This window comes from Candidatus Collinsella stercoripullorum (assembly GCF_027669965.1).
Lineage (GTDB): Bacteria > Actinomycetota > Coriobacteriia > Coriobacteriales > Coriobacteriaceae > Collinsella > Collinsella stercoripullorum.
In genome coordinates, this window is sequence record NZ_JAQECM010000021.1 from 16,321 (window position 1) to 33,325 (window position 17,005).

Below are 17,005 nucleotides of genomic sequence, written 5' to 3' on the forward strand. Positions count from 1 at the left end.
GGCGCGGCCCCTAGGCCTCCATGCCGGGGAAACCGGTCTGGCGCAGCGCCTCGTAGAGCACCACGGCGGCGGCGTTGGAGAGGTTGAGCGCGCTGATGCGGTACCCGTCCGGGTCGATGAAGTTGCCGCAGATGTCCTGGGCGCGCAGGGGCGAGGCCCCCGCATCCCGGTCGGCGGCCTCGGGATGGAGCCCGCGCTCGCGCGCCTCCCATGACTCGGCGTTCCCGAGCGATGCGGCGTCGGGCAGCATGGGGATGCGCTCGCAGCGGGAGGGGAGGGCGGCGAGCAGCTCCTCGGGAAGCCCCGAGCTCTCCTTCCCGAACACCAGGAAGTCCCCGTCGCGGTAGGTCGACTCGGCGTAGGTCCGCCGGGCCTTCTTGGTGAGCAGGTGCAGGCGCCGGCGCCCCTGCGGCCCGGCGAGGCCGCATCGGTCGATGAAATCGTCCCAGTCCCGGTAGACGGAGACGTCGAGGCTGTCCCAGTATCCCAGCCCCGCCCGATGGAGCATGCGCTCGTCGAGCGAGAACCCGAGCGGCCCGACGAGGTGCAGACGACTCCCCGTCACCACGCAGGTTCTGCCGATGTTGCCGGTGTTGGCGGGTATCTCCGGTTCGTGCAGCACGATGTTGAGCATGGTTCTCCTTGCCATCGGGGGGCGTTCCCGGGTGCCGGGCGCCTGTCCATTGTGCCATGCGGCGCCCGGGGTCGGCACGATATCCCGCGCGCTGCTATCATGTGGTGCCGATGCGCGCGACCCGCCCCGCCGCGGGCGCGCCCGCGCATACCGCCGACGATTCCGAAAGGACGCAACGATGATCAAAGAGCTCGTGCACGACGACGCCATCCTCTCCCAGCCCTGCGAGCCCGCCACCGCCGAGGACGCCCCCCTCGCCCAGGACCTTCTGGACACCATGGAGGCGACGGAGGACGCCGCGTGCCTGGCGGCCAACCAGATCGGCGCGGCCAAGGCGCTCGTGGTGTTCGCGGACGACGAGGGCCGGACCCACGTCATGTACAACCCCAAGCTGCTGCTCGGCCTCGGCGCCTACAAGTGCACCGAGCGCTGCCTCTCGCATGACGACGACGCCAAGGTGACCCGCTTCGCCAAGGCCAAGGTGAGCTTCGAGGAGCTGGTCGACGGCGAGCTCAAGCCCCGCCGCCGCGATTTCACCGGCTGGGTCGCCCAGATGGTCCAGCACATGATCGACCACTGCAACGGCAAGCTGGTCTAGGAGTGCGCCCCGCACCCCGGGGCCCGCGGCGCCGCATCCCCGTACCCGGGCGGCCGCCGCGGCCGGGTCCCTCCGGGCATCGTCCGTGAACCGGTGCGCCCCCCGTGCGGCGGATCTCCCGCGGGGGCGCAGGCGTTCCTCCAGCTACCCCAGGCCCGCGAGCGCCCAGGCGACGGCGACGACCACCGCGGGCAGCATGTTGGCCGTTTTGAAGGTGCCCTTCCAGATCAGGTTCACGCCCACGCAGAAGATGAGCATGGACCCCACGATGGAGAGGTTCGCGAGCGCGGCCTCGGTCATGAGGGGTCCCAGGGGCTGGGCGAGCAGGGTGATCGAACCCTGGATCACGGCGACGGGCAGGGCCGAGAACAGGCAGCCGCGGCCGAGCGACGCGCTCATCACGCACACGATCACGGCGTCGAGCGCCCCCTTGAGGGCGAGGACCGACCAGTCGCCCGCGATGCCGTCCTGAATGGACCCCACGATCGCCATGGCGCCGATGCTCACGGTGAGCGAGGCCGACACGAACCCGTTCACGAACCCCGCGTCGCCCTCGCTGCCCGTGGCGCGGCGCAGCCATGCTCCCAGCTGCTCGAATCGCGCGTCGAGATCGATCAGCTCGCCCGCCGCGGACCCGAGCGCGAAGGACACGACCATCATCGCCGTCCCGCCGCTCACGAGGCGTCCGCCATCCACCGCAAGCATCTGCTCGAGCGCGCCGGAGAGCCCCACGAACAGCACGCAGAGGCCCGTCGCCTTCATGAGGGCGTCCTGCACCCGGGGGACCAGAAACCGCCCGCCCGCCAGGCCGACGGCGCCGCCCGCCAGGATGCAGGCGACGTTGATGAGCGTTCCCAAGCCGATCATGCGCACCTCGCCGCGGTCCTCCCGCGCCCGCGCGCGGGGATTCCTCTCTTGCCGTATGCATCCTAGCAAATCCCGCGCCGGGCTACCCGTCCCATCGCGCGCGCCCCGCGCCGCCGTCCTGCTCGCCGTGCCGTACGGTCCCTGCGCCGCGGGCCGCGGCCGTCGCGCCGTGCCGCGCGGCGATGCCCCCGTGTGCGAGCAGGTCGGCGACCGCCTGCGCGACATCGCGCCCGCCGCCCGCCCCCGCACGACGGAGCGCCCGCTTCGCCGCGGCGGGGTGGGCGAGCTGGCCGCGGGTGAGCTCGACCACCGTCAGCCCCGGGAAGGCCTCCCGGTCGACGGGGGCCGAGCACGGATCGTCCACGATGTCGAGCGCGAGGGCGCGCTGCGGCCAGTACAGGGCCATGGGTCCTCCTTCCGCACGTGCCGCGGCGCCTCGTCCGCGGCGGGACCGCCCATGCTAGCGCGGGCGGTCCCGCGTCCGTCCCGCAGGTCCTTACCGCCATCCGACAGCCGCAGCTCAGGAGGGCGGAAGATCATCCGGAGCCGTTTTCGCGCCCCGCCGCGCCCGTTCACACGCCCGTCATAATCGCCGATCGCGCCCGCCGCGACCTCGCCATCCCCTATAGTGGGTACCGCTGTCGCTTTATCACGCTAAAGAGATACCGGAGAGGTCACCTATGACGGCTATCCACCCCATGACTCGGGAATACGCCGAGTACCTGCATGACGAGTCGCGCAGCGTCGGCAGCGCCGACTCCATCTCGTTCCCCGCCGACGAGGATGGGATCCGCTCCGTCCTGCGCGCGCTGCGGACCCGCCCCGACGGCTCCGCCGCCGCCCCGCCCCCCGTCACGGTCCAGGGCGCGCGGACGGGCCTGGCGGCGGGCGCGGTCCCGGGCGGCGGCCACGTCATGAACCTCTCCCGCGCCAACCGCTTTCTGGGGCTGCGCGAGGAGGACGGGGTGTTCTACCTGCGCGTGCAGCCCGGGGTCGTCCTCTCGGAGCTGAGGCGCCACCTGGCCGCCGGGACCATCCCCGCGCGGGGGTGGGGCAGGGCGGACCTGCGCGCCCTCGAGCGGCTCTACGCGGGCCCCGAGCAGGTGCTCCCCACCGACCCGACCGAGACCTCGGCCTGCCTCGGCGGGATGGCCGCGTGCAACGCCTCGGGCGCGCGCAGCTACCGCTGGGGCCCTATGCGCCCGCACGTGAGCGCGCTGCGCGTCGTCCTCGCGGACGGCGACGTCATCGACCTGCGCCGGGGTCGGGTCCGCGCGCGCGGGAGGCGCCTCGCGCTCTCCACGGAGTCGGGACGCTCCCTCGAGGTCGACCTTCCCCGGTACGCCATGCCGCGCACCAAGAACGCGTCCGGGTACTTCGTCGAGGACGACATGGACGCCATCGACCTGTTCGTGGGCTCCGACGGCACGCTCGGCGTGATCTCGGAGCTGGAGGTCGCCCTCTCGCCGGCACCTGCCGTCACCTGGGGTGTGAGCTGCTTCTTCGACTGCGAGGACCGCGCCGTCGACTTCGTGGCCGCCGCCCGGCCCGCCCTGCGCCACGCGGCGGCCTTCGAGTACTTCGACGCCGCGGCGCTCGACATCCTGCGGTCCCAGCGCGCGCACGCGGCCGCCTTCGCGTCCCTTCCGGGGCTCGACGACGCCTGGGGCTGCTGCGTCTACGTGGAGATCGCCTGCGATGACGAGGAGTCGGCGCGCGGGGACCTCGCCCGCGTCGCCGAGCTGATGTCCGGCGTCGGCGGGGACCCGGCCGACACCTGGGTGGCGCGCACGGACGTCGACCGCGAGACGCAGCGCTTCTTCCGCCATGCCGTGCCCGAGAGCGTCAACATGCTCATCGACGCGCGCCGCCGCGCCGACCCGTCCATCACCAAGCTCGGCAGCGACATGTCCGTGCCCGACGACCGCCTGCGCGACGTCGTCGCGCTGTACCGCCGCACCCTCGCCGAGGCGGGGCTCCAGTCCGCCGCGTGGGGGCATATCGGCGACAACCACCTCCACGTCAACATCCTGCCGCGTGACGCGCGCGAGTACGCCGCGGGCAAGGAGCTGTTCGGCGTCTGGGCGCGCGAGGCGACCGCAATGGGCGGCGCCGTCTCGGCCGAGCACGGCGTCGGCAAGCTCAAGCGCGATTTCCTCGCCGTGATGTACGGCGGTCGCGCGGTGGCCGAGATGGCCGCACTCAAGCGGCGGTTCGACCCGTACTGCCAGCTCGGCCGCGGCAACCTGTTCGACCCGCATCTGTGCGAAGGGGGTGCGTGAGGGATGCATCTCGTCGTATGCGTGAAGGCGGTCCCCTCGACCACCGAGGTCAAGATGGACCCGAGGACCAACACCATCGTGCGCGACGGCCGCGCCGCCGTGCTCAACCCGTTCGACGCGACCGCGCTCGAACTCGCGCTGCAGATCAAGGAGGGGGTCGCGGCGTCGGGCGAGCCGTGCCGCGTGACCGTCCTGTCCATGGGCATCCCCGATACCGAGCGGCTCCTGCGCGATTGCATCGCGCGCGGGGCGGACGCGGGCCTGCTGCTGTCCGACCGCGCCTTCGCGGGCGCCGACACGCTCGCCACCACCTACGCCCTCGGGTGCGGCGTCCGCGCCCTCGGGGAGCCCGTCGACCTCATCCTGTGCGGCAAGATGGCCGTCGACGGCGACACCGCCCAGATCGGGCCCGAGCTCGCAGGCGAGCTCGACATCCCCTGCGTGGTCGACGTCCAGGCGGTCGAGGGGCCCCTCGGCGCGGGCGATGGCGCGGATGAGGGCACGGGGGACGGCCCCATCTGCCGGCATGGGCGGCTGCGGGCCGTGCGCGCCACGGATGCGGGCACGGAGTTCGTCGAGGTCGACCTGCCCGCGGTGATCACCGTGGGGAAGGACGCCGCGCGCCTGCGCATGCCCGGCATCCCGGGCGTCCTCGCCTCCTCGGACGCACCCGTCACGGTGCTCGGCGCGGACCGGGTGGGCGCGGACCCGGCGCGTTGCGGCCTCACGGGGTCGCCGACGCAGGTGGTCCGCTCGTTCGTCCCCGAGCGGGCGGACGAGGCGGAGCCCGTGCGCGGGGACGCGCGGGAGCAGGCTGCGAAGCTGGCTGAACTGATCGGGGGGATGGCGTGATGAGCGGGCTTGCGATCGATCGGGAGCTGTGCATCGGCTGCGGCATGTGCGTGAAGGCCTGCGACATGGGCGGCATCGAGCTCGCCTGGGAGGGGCCGCGCAAGTTCGCGCGCGGGACCGATGCCTGCGTGTACTGCGGTGCGTGCGCGGGCGTCTGCCCGGTGGACGCCATCTCCATCACCGGGGGAGCGCCGACGGGCGACGACCCGTCGACCTACCGCGGCATCTGGGTCTTCGCCCAGACGGGTCCCGACGGCCGTGTGCTCCCGGTGGCGCGCGAGCTCCTCGGCCGCGCGCGCACGATCGCCGACGAGCGGGGCTGCGCGCTCACCGCGGTGCTGGGCACGGGGCCGGCCGCCGACGGCGCGGGCCCGCGCGACCTCATCGCCGCCGGCGCCGACGAGGTGATCGTCTGCCGCGACGCGCGCCTCGCCGAGCCCGATGCGGAGGTCTTCGCGCGCTGGATCTGCGCGCTGGCGCGCGACCGCCGGCCGGAGGCGATCCTGTACGGCGCCACCGCGTTCGGGCGCGAGCTCGCCCCCGCGGTCGCGGTGCGGCTGAAAACCGGGCTCACCGCCGACTGCACGGCGCTGTCCGCGGACCCCGAGACGGGGCTGCTCCAGCAGACGCGCCCGGCATTCGGCGGCAACCTCATGGCGACCATCGTCTGCCCGGCCCACCGCCCCCAGATGGCCACCGTCCGCCCCGGCGTGTTCGCGGCCCCCGCCCCCGATGCGTCGCGTACCGGCACGGTCTCGGAGGTCGCGCTCGATGCGGGCGTCGCCCCGCGGGTACGCGTGCTCGAGCGCAGGCCCGCTGCCGCCGCCGCGTCGATCGCGGATGCGCGGCGGCTCGTCGTGGTCGGGCGTGGCATCGGGTCCAAGAAGAACCTGCCCCTCATGAGGCGGCTCGCGGAGCTTCTCGGGGCGGAGCTGGGGTGCACGCGCCCGCTGGTGGAGGCGGGTTGGCTCGAGTACGCCCACCAGGTGGGGCAGACCGGCGTCGCGGTCGCGCCCGACCTGCTGGTCAGCGTGGGGGTCTCGGGCGCCATCCAGCATCTCGCGGGCATCGGCGGCGCGAAGACCGTCATCGCCGTGAACGAGGACCCGGACGCCCCCGTCTTCGGCGCGGCGCGCTACCGGGTGGTGGGCGACTGCATCGAGGTCGCGAGCGCGCTCGTGGAGGAGCTGGAGGGCCGCTGAGGGGATCCCGGCGGGTGCGGCGGCACCGTCCTGCGACGGCGTCTCCTCAGGCGAACACGAGGTTCACGAGGACCATGTAGAACGCCGTCCCCGCCAGGACGGCCGAGAGCATGTCGCGGCGCCACAGGTACACGCCGCCGGTGAGCAGGATCCCCGCGGCCTCGGGGATCCCGTGCGCGGCGGAGAGCAGGTCGACCTCGCGCAGGCAGTAGACCACGAGCAGGCCGAACACCGCTCCGGGCAGGACATCTCCCAGGTAGCGGACATAGCGCGGGGCGCCGTTGCGGAAGGCGAGGAAGGGCAGGGCGCGCGCCAGCACGGTGGCCGCGCCGGCGACGAGCACGGTGGCGATCTGCTGAAGGGGCGTCATGGGCGCTCGACCTCCGTCCTTGCGGGCGCGCTCTCTCCATCCGGGCCGACGGGCCCGGGTTCACCGGTTCCCTCCGGTACCGCGCGGCCGCATCCGGCCGCATCCGCCCCGCCCGCGGCGGCATCGCCGTCGGAGCCGTACAGGGGCTCGAGGCGGCCGCGCGCCGCGGTCATGATGACGAGTATGGCGAGCATCGCCGGGATCATGAACGCATCCGCCCCGAACACGACGAGCGCCGCCGCCGATGCCGCCACGCCGGCGACCGACCCGGCGTGGCTCGGCTCGTGGAGCCACTGGTCGAGGAAGATGACCGTGAACAGCGCGGTCATGGCGAACGAGACGCCCTCGATGTCGGTGGGGATCAGGCCGCCGAAGACGCCGCCGAGCGTGCAGCCGGCCACCCAGGAGGACTGGTTCAGCAGGCTCACGGCGAACATGAAGCGCCCGCGGTCGACGCCCTCCGGGACGCGGGCGGCGTAGTTGATGGAGAAGGACTCGTCGCACATGGCGTAGATGAGGTAGGGCTTCTTGCGCCCGGTCCCCTGGAACGGCTTGAGCATCGACAGCCCGTAGAACAGATGGCGCGCCTGCACCACCAGGGTCACGGCGAAGGCGGTGAAGGGGTCGAAGGCGCCGGGGAGCATGGAGGCGACGATGAACTCCGCCGAGCCCCCGAAGATGGCGACGGCCATGAAGGCGGGCATCCACCACGGCAGACCGAGTGAGACCGTGTAGACGCCGCAGGTGACGCCGAGGAACACGAACCCCGCCATGATGGGGGAGGAAAGGGGTGCCGCCGCCCGGAGGGCCGCCGCCCACCCGCCGCCGCGGACCGCCCGCGTGCCCGCGCTCGCCTGGTCCATGGGCCTCCCTCCGTCGCATCTCCGTGCCGACGGCTCATAAGGATAGCGCAGACGGAAGCGCGCGAGCCAAGCGGGAAAATAGTGCCTGTCCCTATTTTCCCGCTGCTACGCCGAGCGGCGCCGCGAGGGATGCCCTTGGCGTTCGCCTACTCCTCGAACACGGCGACCACGCGGGCGGGCAGCCCGGTGGCGCCCTCGATGCGCGGCCAGCTCACGAACACGATGGCGCCCGTCGCCGGCACGCGGTCCAGGTTGTCCATGACCTCCACCTGCAGGTGGCCGTGGTCCAGCACCCAGCGCTCCACGGCGAGGTCGTCCGCCTCGGCGGCCAGGTAGCTCGCATCGGTGTCGAAGGTCTCGTGCCCGTTCATGGCGATGCCGCGCTCCTCGTAGAGGAAGCGGATGGCCGGCAGGGACCATCCGGGGCAGTGCTCGCCGCCCTCGTCGTCGAAGTTGTTGAGGGCGTCGTTGTCGGGCCAGCGCTTCGCCCAGTCGGTGCGCAGCGCCACGAACGCGCCGGCGGGGATGCGGCCGTGCTCGGCCTCCCAGGCCTCGATGTCCTCCACGGTGACGGCCGTATCGGGGCCCTCGGCCGCGATCTTGGGCGTGAGGTCGATCACCGCGAGGGGCATGGCCATGTCGGCGGCGCCGTACGCCTCCGAGCCGACGGCGCCCGGCGTGAAGTGGCTGGGGAAGTCGATATGCGTGCCGAACTGCCCGGGGAACTTGTAGGTGTGGATACGGCAGGAGAGCATCTCCTCGTCGTAGTCGAACACCGTACGGCAGAGTTCGACCGAGCCTTCCGGGATGCCCGTCCAGTACGGGCTGTCGTCGGTCAGCGGATGGGAGAGCTCCACCCATTGGCAGCTCTTCAACTTGGCAAGATCGGGCCACAGGCTCATCGTGCATCCACTCCTTCGCGTCGGCGTTCGCACTTGCTGATGATGGTACCCGCTCGGCGGCTAGGCGTGAAATCAGGTCGTATTTTTTTACACGTAGGAGAGGCGCTGCTGCGTCTATTCTCATTTCGCGTTCCGATGACAAGTCGACAAGTTGGTGCCAGGTTCGATCTTGTCGGTCCGATGCCGTTGCGCGCCGAATCATAATCAGTTAAAAACGGGCAAAACCGTTCACCGTCTGATAGGGACCGCTCGCCCAGGATGGGCGATAATGACCGAACATGACTGATTCTGGTGATATTCTCTCGTTATGGACGAATTAGAATGGTTTTGGATGGTTTTGACAGATTCCGTCCAAAGGATACGACGAGAGGAGCGCAGATGCTTGCAGAAGACCGCCTTGAGAAGATCGTTGCCCTGGTCAACGAGCACGGATCGATCACCGCGACCGATCTCATGCAGCTGCTGGATGCCTCCGAGTCCACCATTCGCCGCGACCTGACACGTCTGGCGCAGCTGGGCCGTATCGTGAAGGTTCACGGCGGCGCCACGGCGGTCAACCGCACGGTCGTCTCCGCCGATCAGACCGTTTACGAGAAGTACAGCGTGCATCTGGAGGAGAAGACGGCCATCGGACGTTTCGCCGCCGCATTCATCGGGCCTGACGACTTCGTCTACATCGACGCCGGTTCCACGACCGAGCGTCTCGTCGACTTCATCACCGAGACGCGCGCCACCTACTTCACCAACTCCATCTCGGTCGCCCATACCCTGCTGTCCAAAGGTTGCCGGGTGCTCGTGCCCGCAGGCGAGCTCAAGCCCGTCACCGAGGCGCTGGTGGGTGAGCAGACGGTGGAGACCCTACGGCGTTATCACTTCACCGTCGGGTTCTTCGGCGCCAACGGCGCGACGCCCGATGAGGGCTTTACCACGCCCGAGACGGGGGAGGCGCTCGTCAAGTCGACTGCGCTCGCCCAGACGCTTCGCCCGTACGTGCTGTGCGATTCCAGTAAGTTCTCCATGGTCTCGCCGGTCACGTTCGCCGATTTCGACGACGCGACGGTCGTGACCGATACGCTGCCGTCCGGCCTCGAGGAATACGCGAACATCATCGCGGCGTCCTCTACCGAGTAATCTGCCAGCGGAATCCGTCCCATGCAAAGGAGCTGCTCCATGATCTACACCGTGACGTTCAATCCTTGCCTCGACTACGTCGTGGGCGTCGACAACCTGACGCTCGGCGCGGTCAACCGCGTGTCGACCGAGGCCGTCATGGCGGGTGGCAAGGGTATCAACGTGTCCATCGTCCTGAAGAACCTGGGACACCCGAGCTGTGCGCTCGGCTTCCTTGCCGGATTCACCGGCGACGAGATCGCGCGACGCTTGCAACTGCAGGGGGTCGACACCGACTTCATCGAGGTCTGCCATGGTATGAGCCGCATCAACGTCAAGGTCAAGTCGACCGAGGAGACCGAGATCAACGGCATCGGCCCTGACATCACCCCGTCCGATATCGAGGCGCTCTACGCGAAGCTCGACGCTCTGGCTTCCGATGACATCCTGGTCATTTCCGGCAGCGTGCCGGCGGCTCTGCCCGGCGACATCTACGAGCGCATCATGGAGCGTCTCGAGGGTCGCGACATCCGCATCGTCGTCGATGCCACGCGCGAGCTGCTGATGAACGTGCTGGCGTTCCACCCGTTCCTCGTCAAGCCCAACAACCACGAGCTGGGTGAGATTTTCGGCGTCGAGCTGAAGGCGCGGAAGGACGTGGTCCCGTACGCCAAAAAGCTGCAGGCCCTCGGCGCGCGCAACGTGCTCGTTTCCATGGCGGGGGAGGGTGCCGTGCTCGTCGCCGAGAATGGGGACGTGATCGAGAGCCCCTCGCCCAAGGGCACCGTGGTGAACTCGGTCGGCGCGGGCGACTCGATGGTTGCGGGCTTCATCGCCGGTTATCTCGAGAGCGATGGCAACTACGAGCAGGCGTTCCGCATGGGTGTGTGCGCCGGGTCGGCCAGCGCGTTCTCGCTGGGGCTGGCCGAGCGTGATCAGGTCGAGGAGCTGTTGGCCACCATCGGCAGTTAACGCTTCACCCATTCGCGCGACGCGTCGCGCTCGTTTCAATCCACACGTTGACAATCCGTCGGATCTCGGCGGTTGGACCGGCTTATGCCGGGGAAGGGGGTTAGCACCATGAAAATCACCGAGTTGTTCAGTAAGAGCGGGGTGAAACTGGGAGTCGAGGCCGCATCGCAGGCTGAGGCCATCGATGTGCTGGTCGATCTGCATGATGCGAGCGGCAACATCAGCGACCGCGACAAGTACCGTCAGGCGGTGCTCGACCGCGAGGCGCAGTTCAGTACCGCGGTGGGCGACGGCGTCGCCATCCCGCACGCAAAGACCGACGCCGTCGTGCGTCCGGGCCTTGCAGCGATCACCGTACCCGCGGGCGTGGACTGGAATGCGCCCGATGGCAAGCCCTCCGACCTCATCTTCATGATCGCCGCGCCCGAGGGGCAGGCCAACGTGCACCTCGAGGTGCTCGCCAAACTCTCGATGCTGCTCATGCATGAGGATTTCGGGGCCGCTCTGCGCGCCGCCAAGACGGTCGACAAGTTCCTCAAGGTGATCGACGACGCCGAAGCCGCGCACGACGCCGAGCAGGCGGAGAAGGAGAGGAAGGCCGCCGAGGCCAAGGCCGCTCGCGAGGCTGCCGCAGCCGCTGCCGCGCCTGCCGCCGATTCGGCCCTACCGCAGGTGCTCGCCATCACCGCGTGCCCCACGGGCATCGCGCACACCTACATGGCCGCCGAGAACCTCGAGAAGGTCGCCGAGCAGATGGGGGTGACCATCAAGGTCGAGACCCAGGGCTCCGTGGGCACTAAGAACGCACTCACCGCCGAGGAGATCGCCGCCTGCCGCGGCATCATCATTGCGGCCGACAAGGGTATCGAGCTCAGCCGCTTCAACGGCAAGCCGTTGTACTCCACCAACGTGTCCGCCGGCATCAACGATGCCGAGCGTCTCATCAACATCATCATGAACGGCGAGGCGCCCATCTGCCACGCCGAGGGCGGCGCGTCTGCACCGGCGGCGTCCGCTGCGACCGAGGGCATGGGCTCGACCATCTACAAGCACCTGATGAACGGTGTTTCGCACATGCTGCCGTTCGTCGTGGGCGGCGGCATCCTCAAGGCCATCGCCTTCCTGCTCGACACGCAGGGTATGGGTACGGCGGCATACGGCAGCTCCACGCCGCTGGCGGCGTTTTTCAACCTGGTCGGTGGCACAGCGTTCGACTTCATGCTGCCCATCCTCGCGGCCTACATCGCCATGTCCATCGCCGATCGCCCCGGCCTTGCCCCTGGCTTCGTGGGAGGCTGGCTTGCCAAGCAGGGCTTCACGCTCGGATATCTGGCGACGGCTATGGATGCCGAAGCGCAGGGCGCGCTCATCTCGGGCGGCTTCATCGCGGCGCTGTTTGCGGGCTTTGCAGCCGGCTATCTGACCCTCGGGTTCGAGAGGCTGTGCGACCATCTGCCCGAGTCGCTTGAGGGCATCAAGCCTGTGCTGCTGTACCCGCTCGTCTGCATCTTCCTGATCGGCCTTGTGATGCTTGCGCTGAACCCGATCTTCGCTGCCATCAACTCGTGGCTGACAGGCGCTCTGAACAGTTTCGGTACCGGGAACCTCGTGTTGCTCGGTGCGGTGGTCGGCGGCATGATGTCCGTCGACATGGGCGGCCCGTTCAACAAGGCGGCGTATGTCTTCGGCACCGGCATGTTGTCCGCCGGCACCACCTCCGCGCAGATCGTCATGGCTTCCGTCATGGTCGGCGGTATGGTTCCGCCCATCGCCATCGCCCTGTCCACCACGTTCTTCAAGAATCGCTGGTCTGCGGCCGACCGCAAGGCCGGCATCGTGAACTACATCATGGGCCTGTCGTTCATCACCGAGGGTGCGATTCCCTATGCCGCCGCCGACCCCGGTCGCGTGCTTCCCTCCTGCATCATCGGTTCGGCGATCGCCGGCGCGCTCTCCGCGGGCTTCGGCTGCACGAGCCCCGCGCCCCACGGCGGCGCTTGGGTGACGCCGGTTATCGGCAACCCGCTCATGTACCTTATGGCGCTCGTGATCGGCGCCGTGGTCGCATGCCTGATCCTGTCGTTCCTCAAAAAGCCGCTTTCGGCCGAGGAGGCCGGCTTGACCAAGTAGCCGCTCCGCGCACATCTGATTTCACCCTGAAGGGCTTCATCGCATGGATGGAGCCCTTCTCGGATAAAGCGGCGACAAGTTTGTGCCGGGTTCAAACTTGTCACCGGGACAAGTTTGTACCTGGCACTATCTTGTCGCTAAAAAAGGGCCTCCCGTGGGAGGCCCTTTGCAGGTAGCTTGCGAGCGCTTGCCTATGCGAAGTAAGCGACGCCGTTCTCGAAGATCGGCATGAACTTGTCGCCCGGGACGTTGGCGTACAGCCCCGCGCCGCGGCGCTCCACGTGGCCCATCTTGCCGAAGACGCGGCCGTCGGGGGAGGTGATGCCCTCGATGGCAGCGACCGAGCCGTTGGGGTTCACGTCAAGGTCCATGGACGGCATGCCGTCGGCGTCCACGTACTGCGTGGCGATCTGGCCGCCCGCCGTGAGCTGCGCGAGCACCTCGTCGTTCGCCACGAAGCGGCCCTCGCCGTGGGAGATGGCCACGGTGTAGGTGTCGCCCGGCGTGCAGGAGGCGAGCCACGGGGACAGGTTGGACGCCACGCGGGTGCGCACCAGGCGGCTCTGATGGCGGCCGATGGTGTTGAACGTCAGCGTGGGCGCGTCAGCGGTGGCGTCGACGATGTCGCCATACGGCACGAGGCCGAGCTTCACGAGCGCCTGGAAGCCGTTGCAGATGCCGAGCATGAGGCCATCGCGCTTCTGCAGCAGCTCGCGCACGGCCTCGGTGACCTCGGGCGCGCGGAAGAACGCCGTGATGAACTTGGCGGAGCCGTCGGGCTCGTCGCCGCCGGAGAAGCCGCCGGGGATCATGACGATCTGGCTCTCGCGGATACGGCGCGCGAGCTCGCGGGCGCTCTCGGCGACCGCCTCGGGCGTGAGGTTGTTGATCACGTAGGTGTCCGCCACGGCGCCCGCCGCGGTGAAGGCGCGCGCGGTGTCGTACTCGCAGTTGTTGCCCGGGAACACCGGGATGATCACGCGCGGGCGGGCGAAGGTCTCGCCGGAGTAGATGTGCGGCGCGGCCGCGGTGAAGGTGACGGGCTCGACGGCGGGCAGCTCGGCTGCGCGGTCGGCGGGGGTGCGGTAGGGGAACACGCCCTCGAGCGCCCCCTCCCAGACCTCCTGGAGCCCGGCGAGGTCGATGCTCTCGTCGGCGGTGTCGAGCACGTACGCCTCGACGGTGGTGCCGATGGGCTCGACGACCAGGTCGTCGGGGGCGTCGGCGAGCACCGCGTCGGCGTCGTCGGCGAGCTCCACGATGAAGCTGCCGTACATCGGCTCGAACAGGCTGTCGAGGTCCACGTCGTCGGCGAGCTCGATGCCGATGCGGTTGCCCACGCACATCTTGAACAGGGACTCGGCGCCGCCGCCGTAGCCCGGCGTGGACACCGCGAGCGCCGCCCCCGCGGCCACGAGGCGCTCGACGAGCCCGAAGGCGTCGAGCAGCTGGGCGGCGTCGGGGCGCCAGTCCTCGCCGTACGCGGCGGGCGCGATGCGCACGACGCGGTGCGTGATGCCCTTGAACTCGGGCGAGGTCGCGCGCGCGGCGTCGCCCACGGCCACGGCGAAGGAGACGAGGGTCGGCGGGACGTCGAGGTCCTCGAAGGAGCCGGACATGGAGTCCTTGCCGCCGATGGCGCCCACGCCCAGGTCGACCTGGGCCATGAGCGCGCCGAGCACCGCCGCGACCGGCTTGCCCCAGCGCTCGGGGACGTCGCGCAGGCGCTCGAAGTACTCCTGGAAGGTGAGGTAGGCGCTCTCGTGCGGGAAGCCCGCGGCGACGAGCTTGGACACCGACTCGACCACGGACAGGTAGGCGCCCGCGAACTGGTCGGCCTCCATGAGGTAGGGGTTGAAGCCCCAGGCCATGGCGCTCGCCGTGGAGGTCTCGCCGTCGACGGGGAGCTTGGCGACCATGGCCTCGGCGGGCGTCAGCTGCGTGGCCCCGCCGAAGGGCATCAGCACGGTCGCCGCGCCGATGGTGGAGTCGAAGCGCTCGGCCAGGCCCTTGTTGGAGCAGACGTTGAGGTCGCCCACGAGCGAGCGCATGCGCTCGGCGAAGGTCTCGCCGCCCCAGGAGGGCTGCCACACGGAGCGGGCGGTCACGTGCGCCGCCTGGTGCTTGGGGGCGCCGTTGGAGGCCAGGAAGGCGCGGGTGAGGTCGACGATGGCCGTGCCCTGCCACGCCATGCGGACGCGGGGCTCGGCGGTGACCTCGGCGATCACCGTCGCCTCGAGGTTCTCCTCGGCGGCGTAGCCCATGAACTCGTCCACGTCGTCCTCGGCCACGGCCACGGCCATGCGCTCCTGGGACTCGGAGATGGCGAGCTCGGTGCCGTCCAGGCCCTCGTACTTCTTGGTCACCTGGTCGAGGTCGATGTAGAGGCCGTCGGCCAGCTCGCCCACGGCCACCGAGACGCCGCCCGCGCCGAAGTCGTTGCAGCGCTTGATGAGGCGGCAGGCGTCGCCGCGGCGGAACAGGCGCTGGAGCTTGCGCTCCATGGGGGCGTTGCCCTTCTGGACCTCGGCGCCGTCCTTCTCGATGGACTCGACGTTGTGCGCCTTGGACGAGCCGGTGGCGCCGCCGATGCCGTCGCGGCCGGTGCGGCCGCCGAGCAGGATGATCTTGTCGCCGGGAGCGGGGCACTCGCGGCGCACGTGGTCGGCGGGGGTGGCGCCCACGACGGCGCCGATCTCCATGCGCTTGGCCACGTAGCCGGGGTGGTAGAGCTCGGACACCTGGCCGGTCGCGAGGCCGATCTGGTTGCCGTAGCTGGAGTAGCCCGCCGCCGCGGTGGTCACGAGCTTGCGCTGCGGCAGCTTGCCGGCGAGGGTCTCGGACACCGGCACGGTGGGGTCGGCGGCACCGGTGACGCGCATGGCCTGGTAGACGTAGCTGCGGCCGGAGAGCGGGTCGCGGATGGCGCCGCCGATGCAGGTGGCCGCGCCGCCGAAGGGCTCGATCTCGGTCGGGTGGTTGTGGGTCTCGTTCTTGAACAGGAAGAGCCAGTCCTGGTCCTCGCCGTCCACGTCGACGGTGACCTTGACGGTGCAGGCGTTGATCTCCTCGGACTCGTCCAGGTTCTTGAGCTTGCCGGTCTTCTTGAGGTACTTGGCGCCGATGGTGCCCATGTCCATGAGGCAGACGGGCTTCCCGTCGCGGCCGAGCTCGTGACGGATCTCCAGGTAGCGGTCGAAGGCGGCCTGCACGACCGCGTCGTCGATCGCCACGTCGTCGAGCACGGTGCCGAAGGTGGTGTGGCGGCAGTGATCGGACCAGTAGGTATCGATCACGCGGATCTCGGTGATGGTGGGGTCGCGGTCCTCGTCGCGGAAGTAGCTCTGGCAGAACGCGATATCGGCCAGGTCCATGGCGAGCCCGCGGTCGGCGATGAAGGCGGCCAGGGCGGCCTCGTCGAGCTCGCGGAAGCCGTCGAGGACCTCGACGGGCTCGGGGTCGGGGATCTGCTGGGTGAGCGTCTCGCGCAGGGCGAGGTCGGTCAGGCGCGACTCGACCGGGTTCACGATGTAGCGCTTGATGGCGGCCTCGACGTCCTCGGGGAGGTCGCAGTCGAGCACGTAGAGCTTGGCGCAGCGCACGGTGGGGCGCTCGCCGCAGGAGATGAGCTGGATGCACTCGGCCGCGGAGTCGGCGCGCTGGTCGAACTGGCCGGGCAGGGACTCCACCGCGAACAGCGTGGTCCCCGCGCCCTCCGCCGAGACCCCCTGCCCGCTGCCGGGCCCGCCGATCCGCGCGCCCGCGACGGGCAGCTCGCGCGTGGCGATATCGACCTGCGGCTCGGAGAACACGGTGGGGATGCAGCGCTCGAAGAGCTCCTCGTCGATGCCCTCCACGTCGTAGACGTTGATGATGCGCAGCGTCGCGGTGGGCGGCAGGCCCTCCGCGACGGCGGTGTGCAGCTCGGCCAGGAGCTGCCGCGCCTCGACGTCGAAGCCGGGCTTCTTCTCCACGTAGATGCGAGAGACCATTGAATCCTGCCTTCCTGTACGGATGTGGCCGTCGTGTCCGCCGCGGGCGGCGGCTGCCGGGTCCTCGACGACGCGGCACCTTGAGCCCACGGATGCTAACCCCTCCATCATACGTCAGGGGGCCGGCGGGAATCCGGGGACGGTGCGATATCCGCGCGGGTCCAAATATCCAACTGATATGGGCGATGCGGGCGCCGGGCGGCCCGTCGCGGGTCCCGCCGCGGGGCCTCC

14 protein-coding genes are annotated in these 17,005 nt (G+C 69.9%); 7 read left to right on the forward strand and 7 right to left on the reverse strand.

What is annotated here, in order from left to right; translation table 11 throughout:
• Positions 1-10: 10 nt before the first annotated feature.
• Positions 11-634, reverse strand: a complete 624-nt coding sequence (locus tag PHA29_RS05885; RefSeq protein WP_270404381.1) for a tRNA (cytidine(34)-2'-O)-methyltransferase — start codon at positions 632-634, stop codon at positions 11-13.
• A gap of 178 nt (positions 635-812) precedes the next feature.
• Here PHA29_RS05885 and PHA29_RS05890 point away from each other — a divergent pair, with 178 nt between their 5' ends.
• Positions 813-1,232, forward strand: coding sequence for a peptide deformylase (locus tag PHA29_RS05890; RefSeq protein WP_270848631.1), 420 nt, complete (start codon positions 813-815; stop codon positions 1,230-1,232).
• Between the two features lie 144 nt (positions 1,233-1,376).
• On the opposite strand, the gene PHA29_RS05895 is transcribed toward PHA29_RS05890, so the two are convergent.
• Together PHA29_RS05895 and PHA29_RS05900 are read right to left on the reverse strand one after the other, a co-directional pair.
• Complete coding sequence (locus PHA29_RS05895) at positions 1,377-2,099, reverse strand: DUF554 domain-containing protein (RefSeq protein ID WP_270404377.1); 723 nt, start codon at positions 2,097-2,099, stop codon at positions 1,377-1,379.
• Between the two features lie 82 nt (positions 2,100-2,181).
• Entirely contained in the window at positions 2,182-2,505 is a 324-nt protein-coding gene (locus PHA29_RS05900; protein WP_270848632.1) for a hypothetical protein, read from the reverse strand.
• A 274-nt stretch (positions 2,506-2,779) separates the two neighbouring features.
• Between PHA29_RS05900 and PHA29_RS05905 the strand changes: the two genes are divergently transcribed.
• Genes PHA29_RS05905 through PHA29_RS05915 form a run of 3 tightly spaced genes read left to right on the forward strand, consistent with a single transcriptional unit; the run spans position 2,780 to position 6,435 of the window.
• Positions 2,780-4,381, forward strand: a complete 1,602-nt coding sequence (locus PHA29_RS05905) for an FAD-binding oxidoreductase (protein ID WP_270848633.1) — start codon at positions 2,780-2,782, stop codon at positions 4,379-4,381.
• A gap of 3 nt (positions 4,382-4,384) precedes the next feature.
• Positions 4,385-5,233 carry an electron transfer flavoprotein subunit beta/FixA family protein gene (locus PHA29_RS05910; protein WP_270848634.1) on the forward strand — a complete coding sequence of 283 codons (849 nt, stop codon included), beginning with the start codon at positions 4,385-4,387 and terminating at the stop codon, positions 5,231-5,233.
• Positions 5,233-6,435 carry an electron transfer flavoprotein subunit alpha gene (locus PHA29_RS05915; RefSeq protein WP_270848635.1) on the forward strand — a complete coding sequence of 401 codons (1,203 nt, stop codon included), beginning with the start codon at positions 5,233-5,235 and terminating at the stop codon, positions 6,433-6,435. Before PHA29_RS05910 ends, PHA29_RS05915 begins: the two co-directional genes overlap by 1 nt.
• Positions 6,436-6,481: 46 nt before the next feature.
• On the opposite strand, the gene PHA29_RS05920 is transcribed toward PHA29_RS05915, so the two are convergent.
• The 3 genes from PHA29_RS05920 to PHA29_RS05930 form a co-directional block, all read right to left on the reverse strand.
• The gene (locus PHA29_RS05920) at positions 6,482-6,805 is read right to left on the reverse strand and encodes a branched-chain amino acid transporter permease (protein ID WP_270848636.1); all 324 of its coding nucleotides are present in this window, start codon (positions 6,803-6,805) and stop codon (positions 6,482-6,484) included.
• On the reverse strand, positions 6,802-7,668 hold the full coding sequence (locus PHA29_RS05925; RefSeq protein WP_270848637.1) for an AzlC family ABC transporter permease: 867 nt from the start codon (positions 7,666-7,668) through the stop codon (positions 6,802-6,804). The genes PHA29_RS05920 and PHA29_RS05925 overlap by 4 nt, the downstream gene beginning before the upstream one ends.
• A 146-nt stretch (positions 7,669-7,814) precedes the next feature.
• Positions 7,815-8,570: a cyclase family protein gene (locus PHA29_RS05930; RefSeq protein WP_270848638.1), complete on the reverse strand. Its 756-nt coding sequence runs from the start codon at positions 8,568-8,570 to the stop codon at positions 7,815-7,817.
• A 378-nt stretch (positions 8,571-8,948) separates the two neighbouring features.
• Between PHA29_RS05930 and PHA29_RS05935 the strand changes: the two genes are divergently transcribed.
• From PHA29_RS05935 to PHA29_RS05945, 3 genes are all read left to right on the forward strand, one after another.
• Positions 8,949-9,701, forward strand: a complete 753-nt coding sequence (locus tag PHA29_RS05935; protein ID WP_270848639.1) for a DeoR/GlpR family DNA-binding transcription regulator — start codon at positions 8,949-8,951, stop codon at positions 9,699-9,701.
• Positions 9,702-9,740: 39 nt separating this feature from the next.
• On the forward strand, positions 9,741-10,652 hold the full coding sequence (pfkB, locus tag PHA29_RS05940) for a 1-phosphofructokinase (RefSeq protein ID WP_270404361.1): 912 nt from the start codon (positions 9,741-9,743) through the stop codon (positions 10,650-10,652).
• A gap of 108 nt (positions 10,653-10,760) precedes the next feature.
• On the forward strand, positions 10,761-12,782 hold the full coding sequence (locus PHA29_RS05945; RefSeq protein ID WP_270848640.1) for a PTS fructose transporter subunit IIABC: 2,022 nt from the start codon (positions 10,761-10,763) through the stop codon (positions 12,780-12,782).
• 191 nt (positions 12,783-12,973) lie between these two features.
• Here the strand turns inward: PHA29_RS05945 and PHA29_RS05950 are convergent, their stop codons facing one another.
• Positions 12,974-16,774, reverse strand: coding sequence for a phosphoribosylformylglycinamidine synthase (locus tag PHA29_RS05950; RefSeq protein ID WP_270848641.1), 3,801 nt, complete (start codon positions 16,772-16,774; stop codon positions 12,974-12,976).
• Positions 16,775-17,005: the final 231 nt, after the last annotated feature.

Bases quoted from the DNA above. Each gene is read 5' to 3' on its own strand.
- PHA29_RS05945 (WP_270848640.1), top strand. From the start codon at position 10,761: ATGAAAATCACCGAGTTGTTCAGTAAGAGCGGGGTGAAACTGGGAGTC.
- PHA29_RS05905 (WP_270848633.1), top strand. From the start codon at position 2,780: ATGACGGCTATCCACCCCATGACTCGGGAATACGCCGAGTACCTGCAT.
- PHA29_RS05930 (WP_270848638.1), bottom strand. From the start codon at position 8,570: ATGAGCCTGTGGCCCGATCTTGCCAAGTTGAAGAGCTGCCAATGGGTG.
- PHA29_RS05935 (WP_270848639.1), top strand. From the start codon at position 8,949: ATGCTTGCAGAAGACCGCCTTGAGAAGATCGTTGCCCTGGTCAACGAG.
- PHA29_RS05900 (WP_270848632.1), bottom strand. From the start codon at position 2,505: ATGGCCCTGTACTGGCCGCAGCGCGCCCTCGCGCTCGACATCGTGGAC.
- PHA29_RS05910 (WP_270848634.1), top strand. From the start codon at position 4,385: ATGCATCTCGTCGTATGCGTGAAGGCGGTCCCCTCGACCACCGAGGTC.
- PHA29_RS05920 (WP_270848636.1), bottom strand. From the start codon at position 6,805: ATGACGCCCCTTCAGCAGATCGCCACCGTGCTCGTCGCCGGCGCGGCC.
- PHA29_RS05915 (WP_270848635.1), top strand. From the start codon at position 5,233: ATGAGCGGGCTTGCGATCGATCGGGAGCTGTGCATCGGCTGCGGCATG.
- PHA29_RS05925 (WP_270848637.1), bottom strand. From the start codon at position 7,668: ATGGACCAGGCGAGCGCGGGCACGCGGGCGGTCCGCGGCGGCGGGTGG.
- PHA29_RS05890 (WP_270848631.1), top strand. From the start codon at position 813: ATGATCAAAGAGCTCGTGCACGACGACGCCATCCTCTCCCAGCCCTGC.
- PHA29_RS05950 (WP_270848641.1), bottom strand. From the start codon at position 16,774: ATGGTCTCTCGCATCTACGTGGAGAAGAAGCCCGGCTTCGACGTCGAG.
- PHA29_RS05885 (WP_270404381.1), bottom strand. From the start codon at position 634: ATGCTCAACATCGTGCTGCACGAACCGGAGATACCCGCCAACACCGGC.
- PHA29_RS05895 (WP_270404377.1), bottom strand. From the start codon at position 2,099: ATGATCGGCTTGGGAACGCTCATCAACGTCGCCTGCATCCTGGCGGGC.
- pfkB (WP_270404361.1), top strand. From the start codon at position 9,741: ATGATCTACACCGTGACGTTCAATCCTTGCCTCGACTACGTCGTGGGC.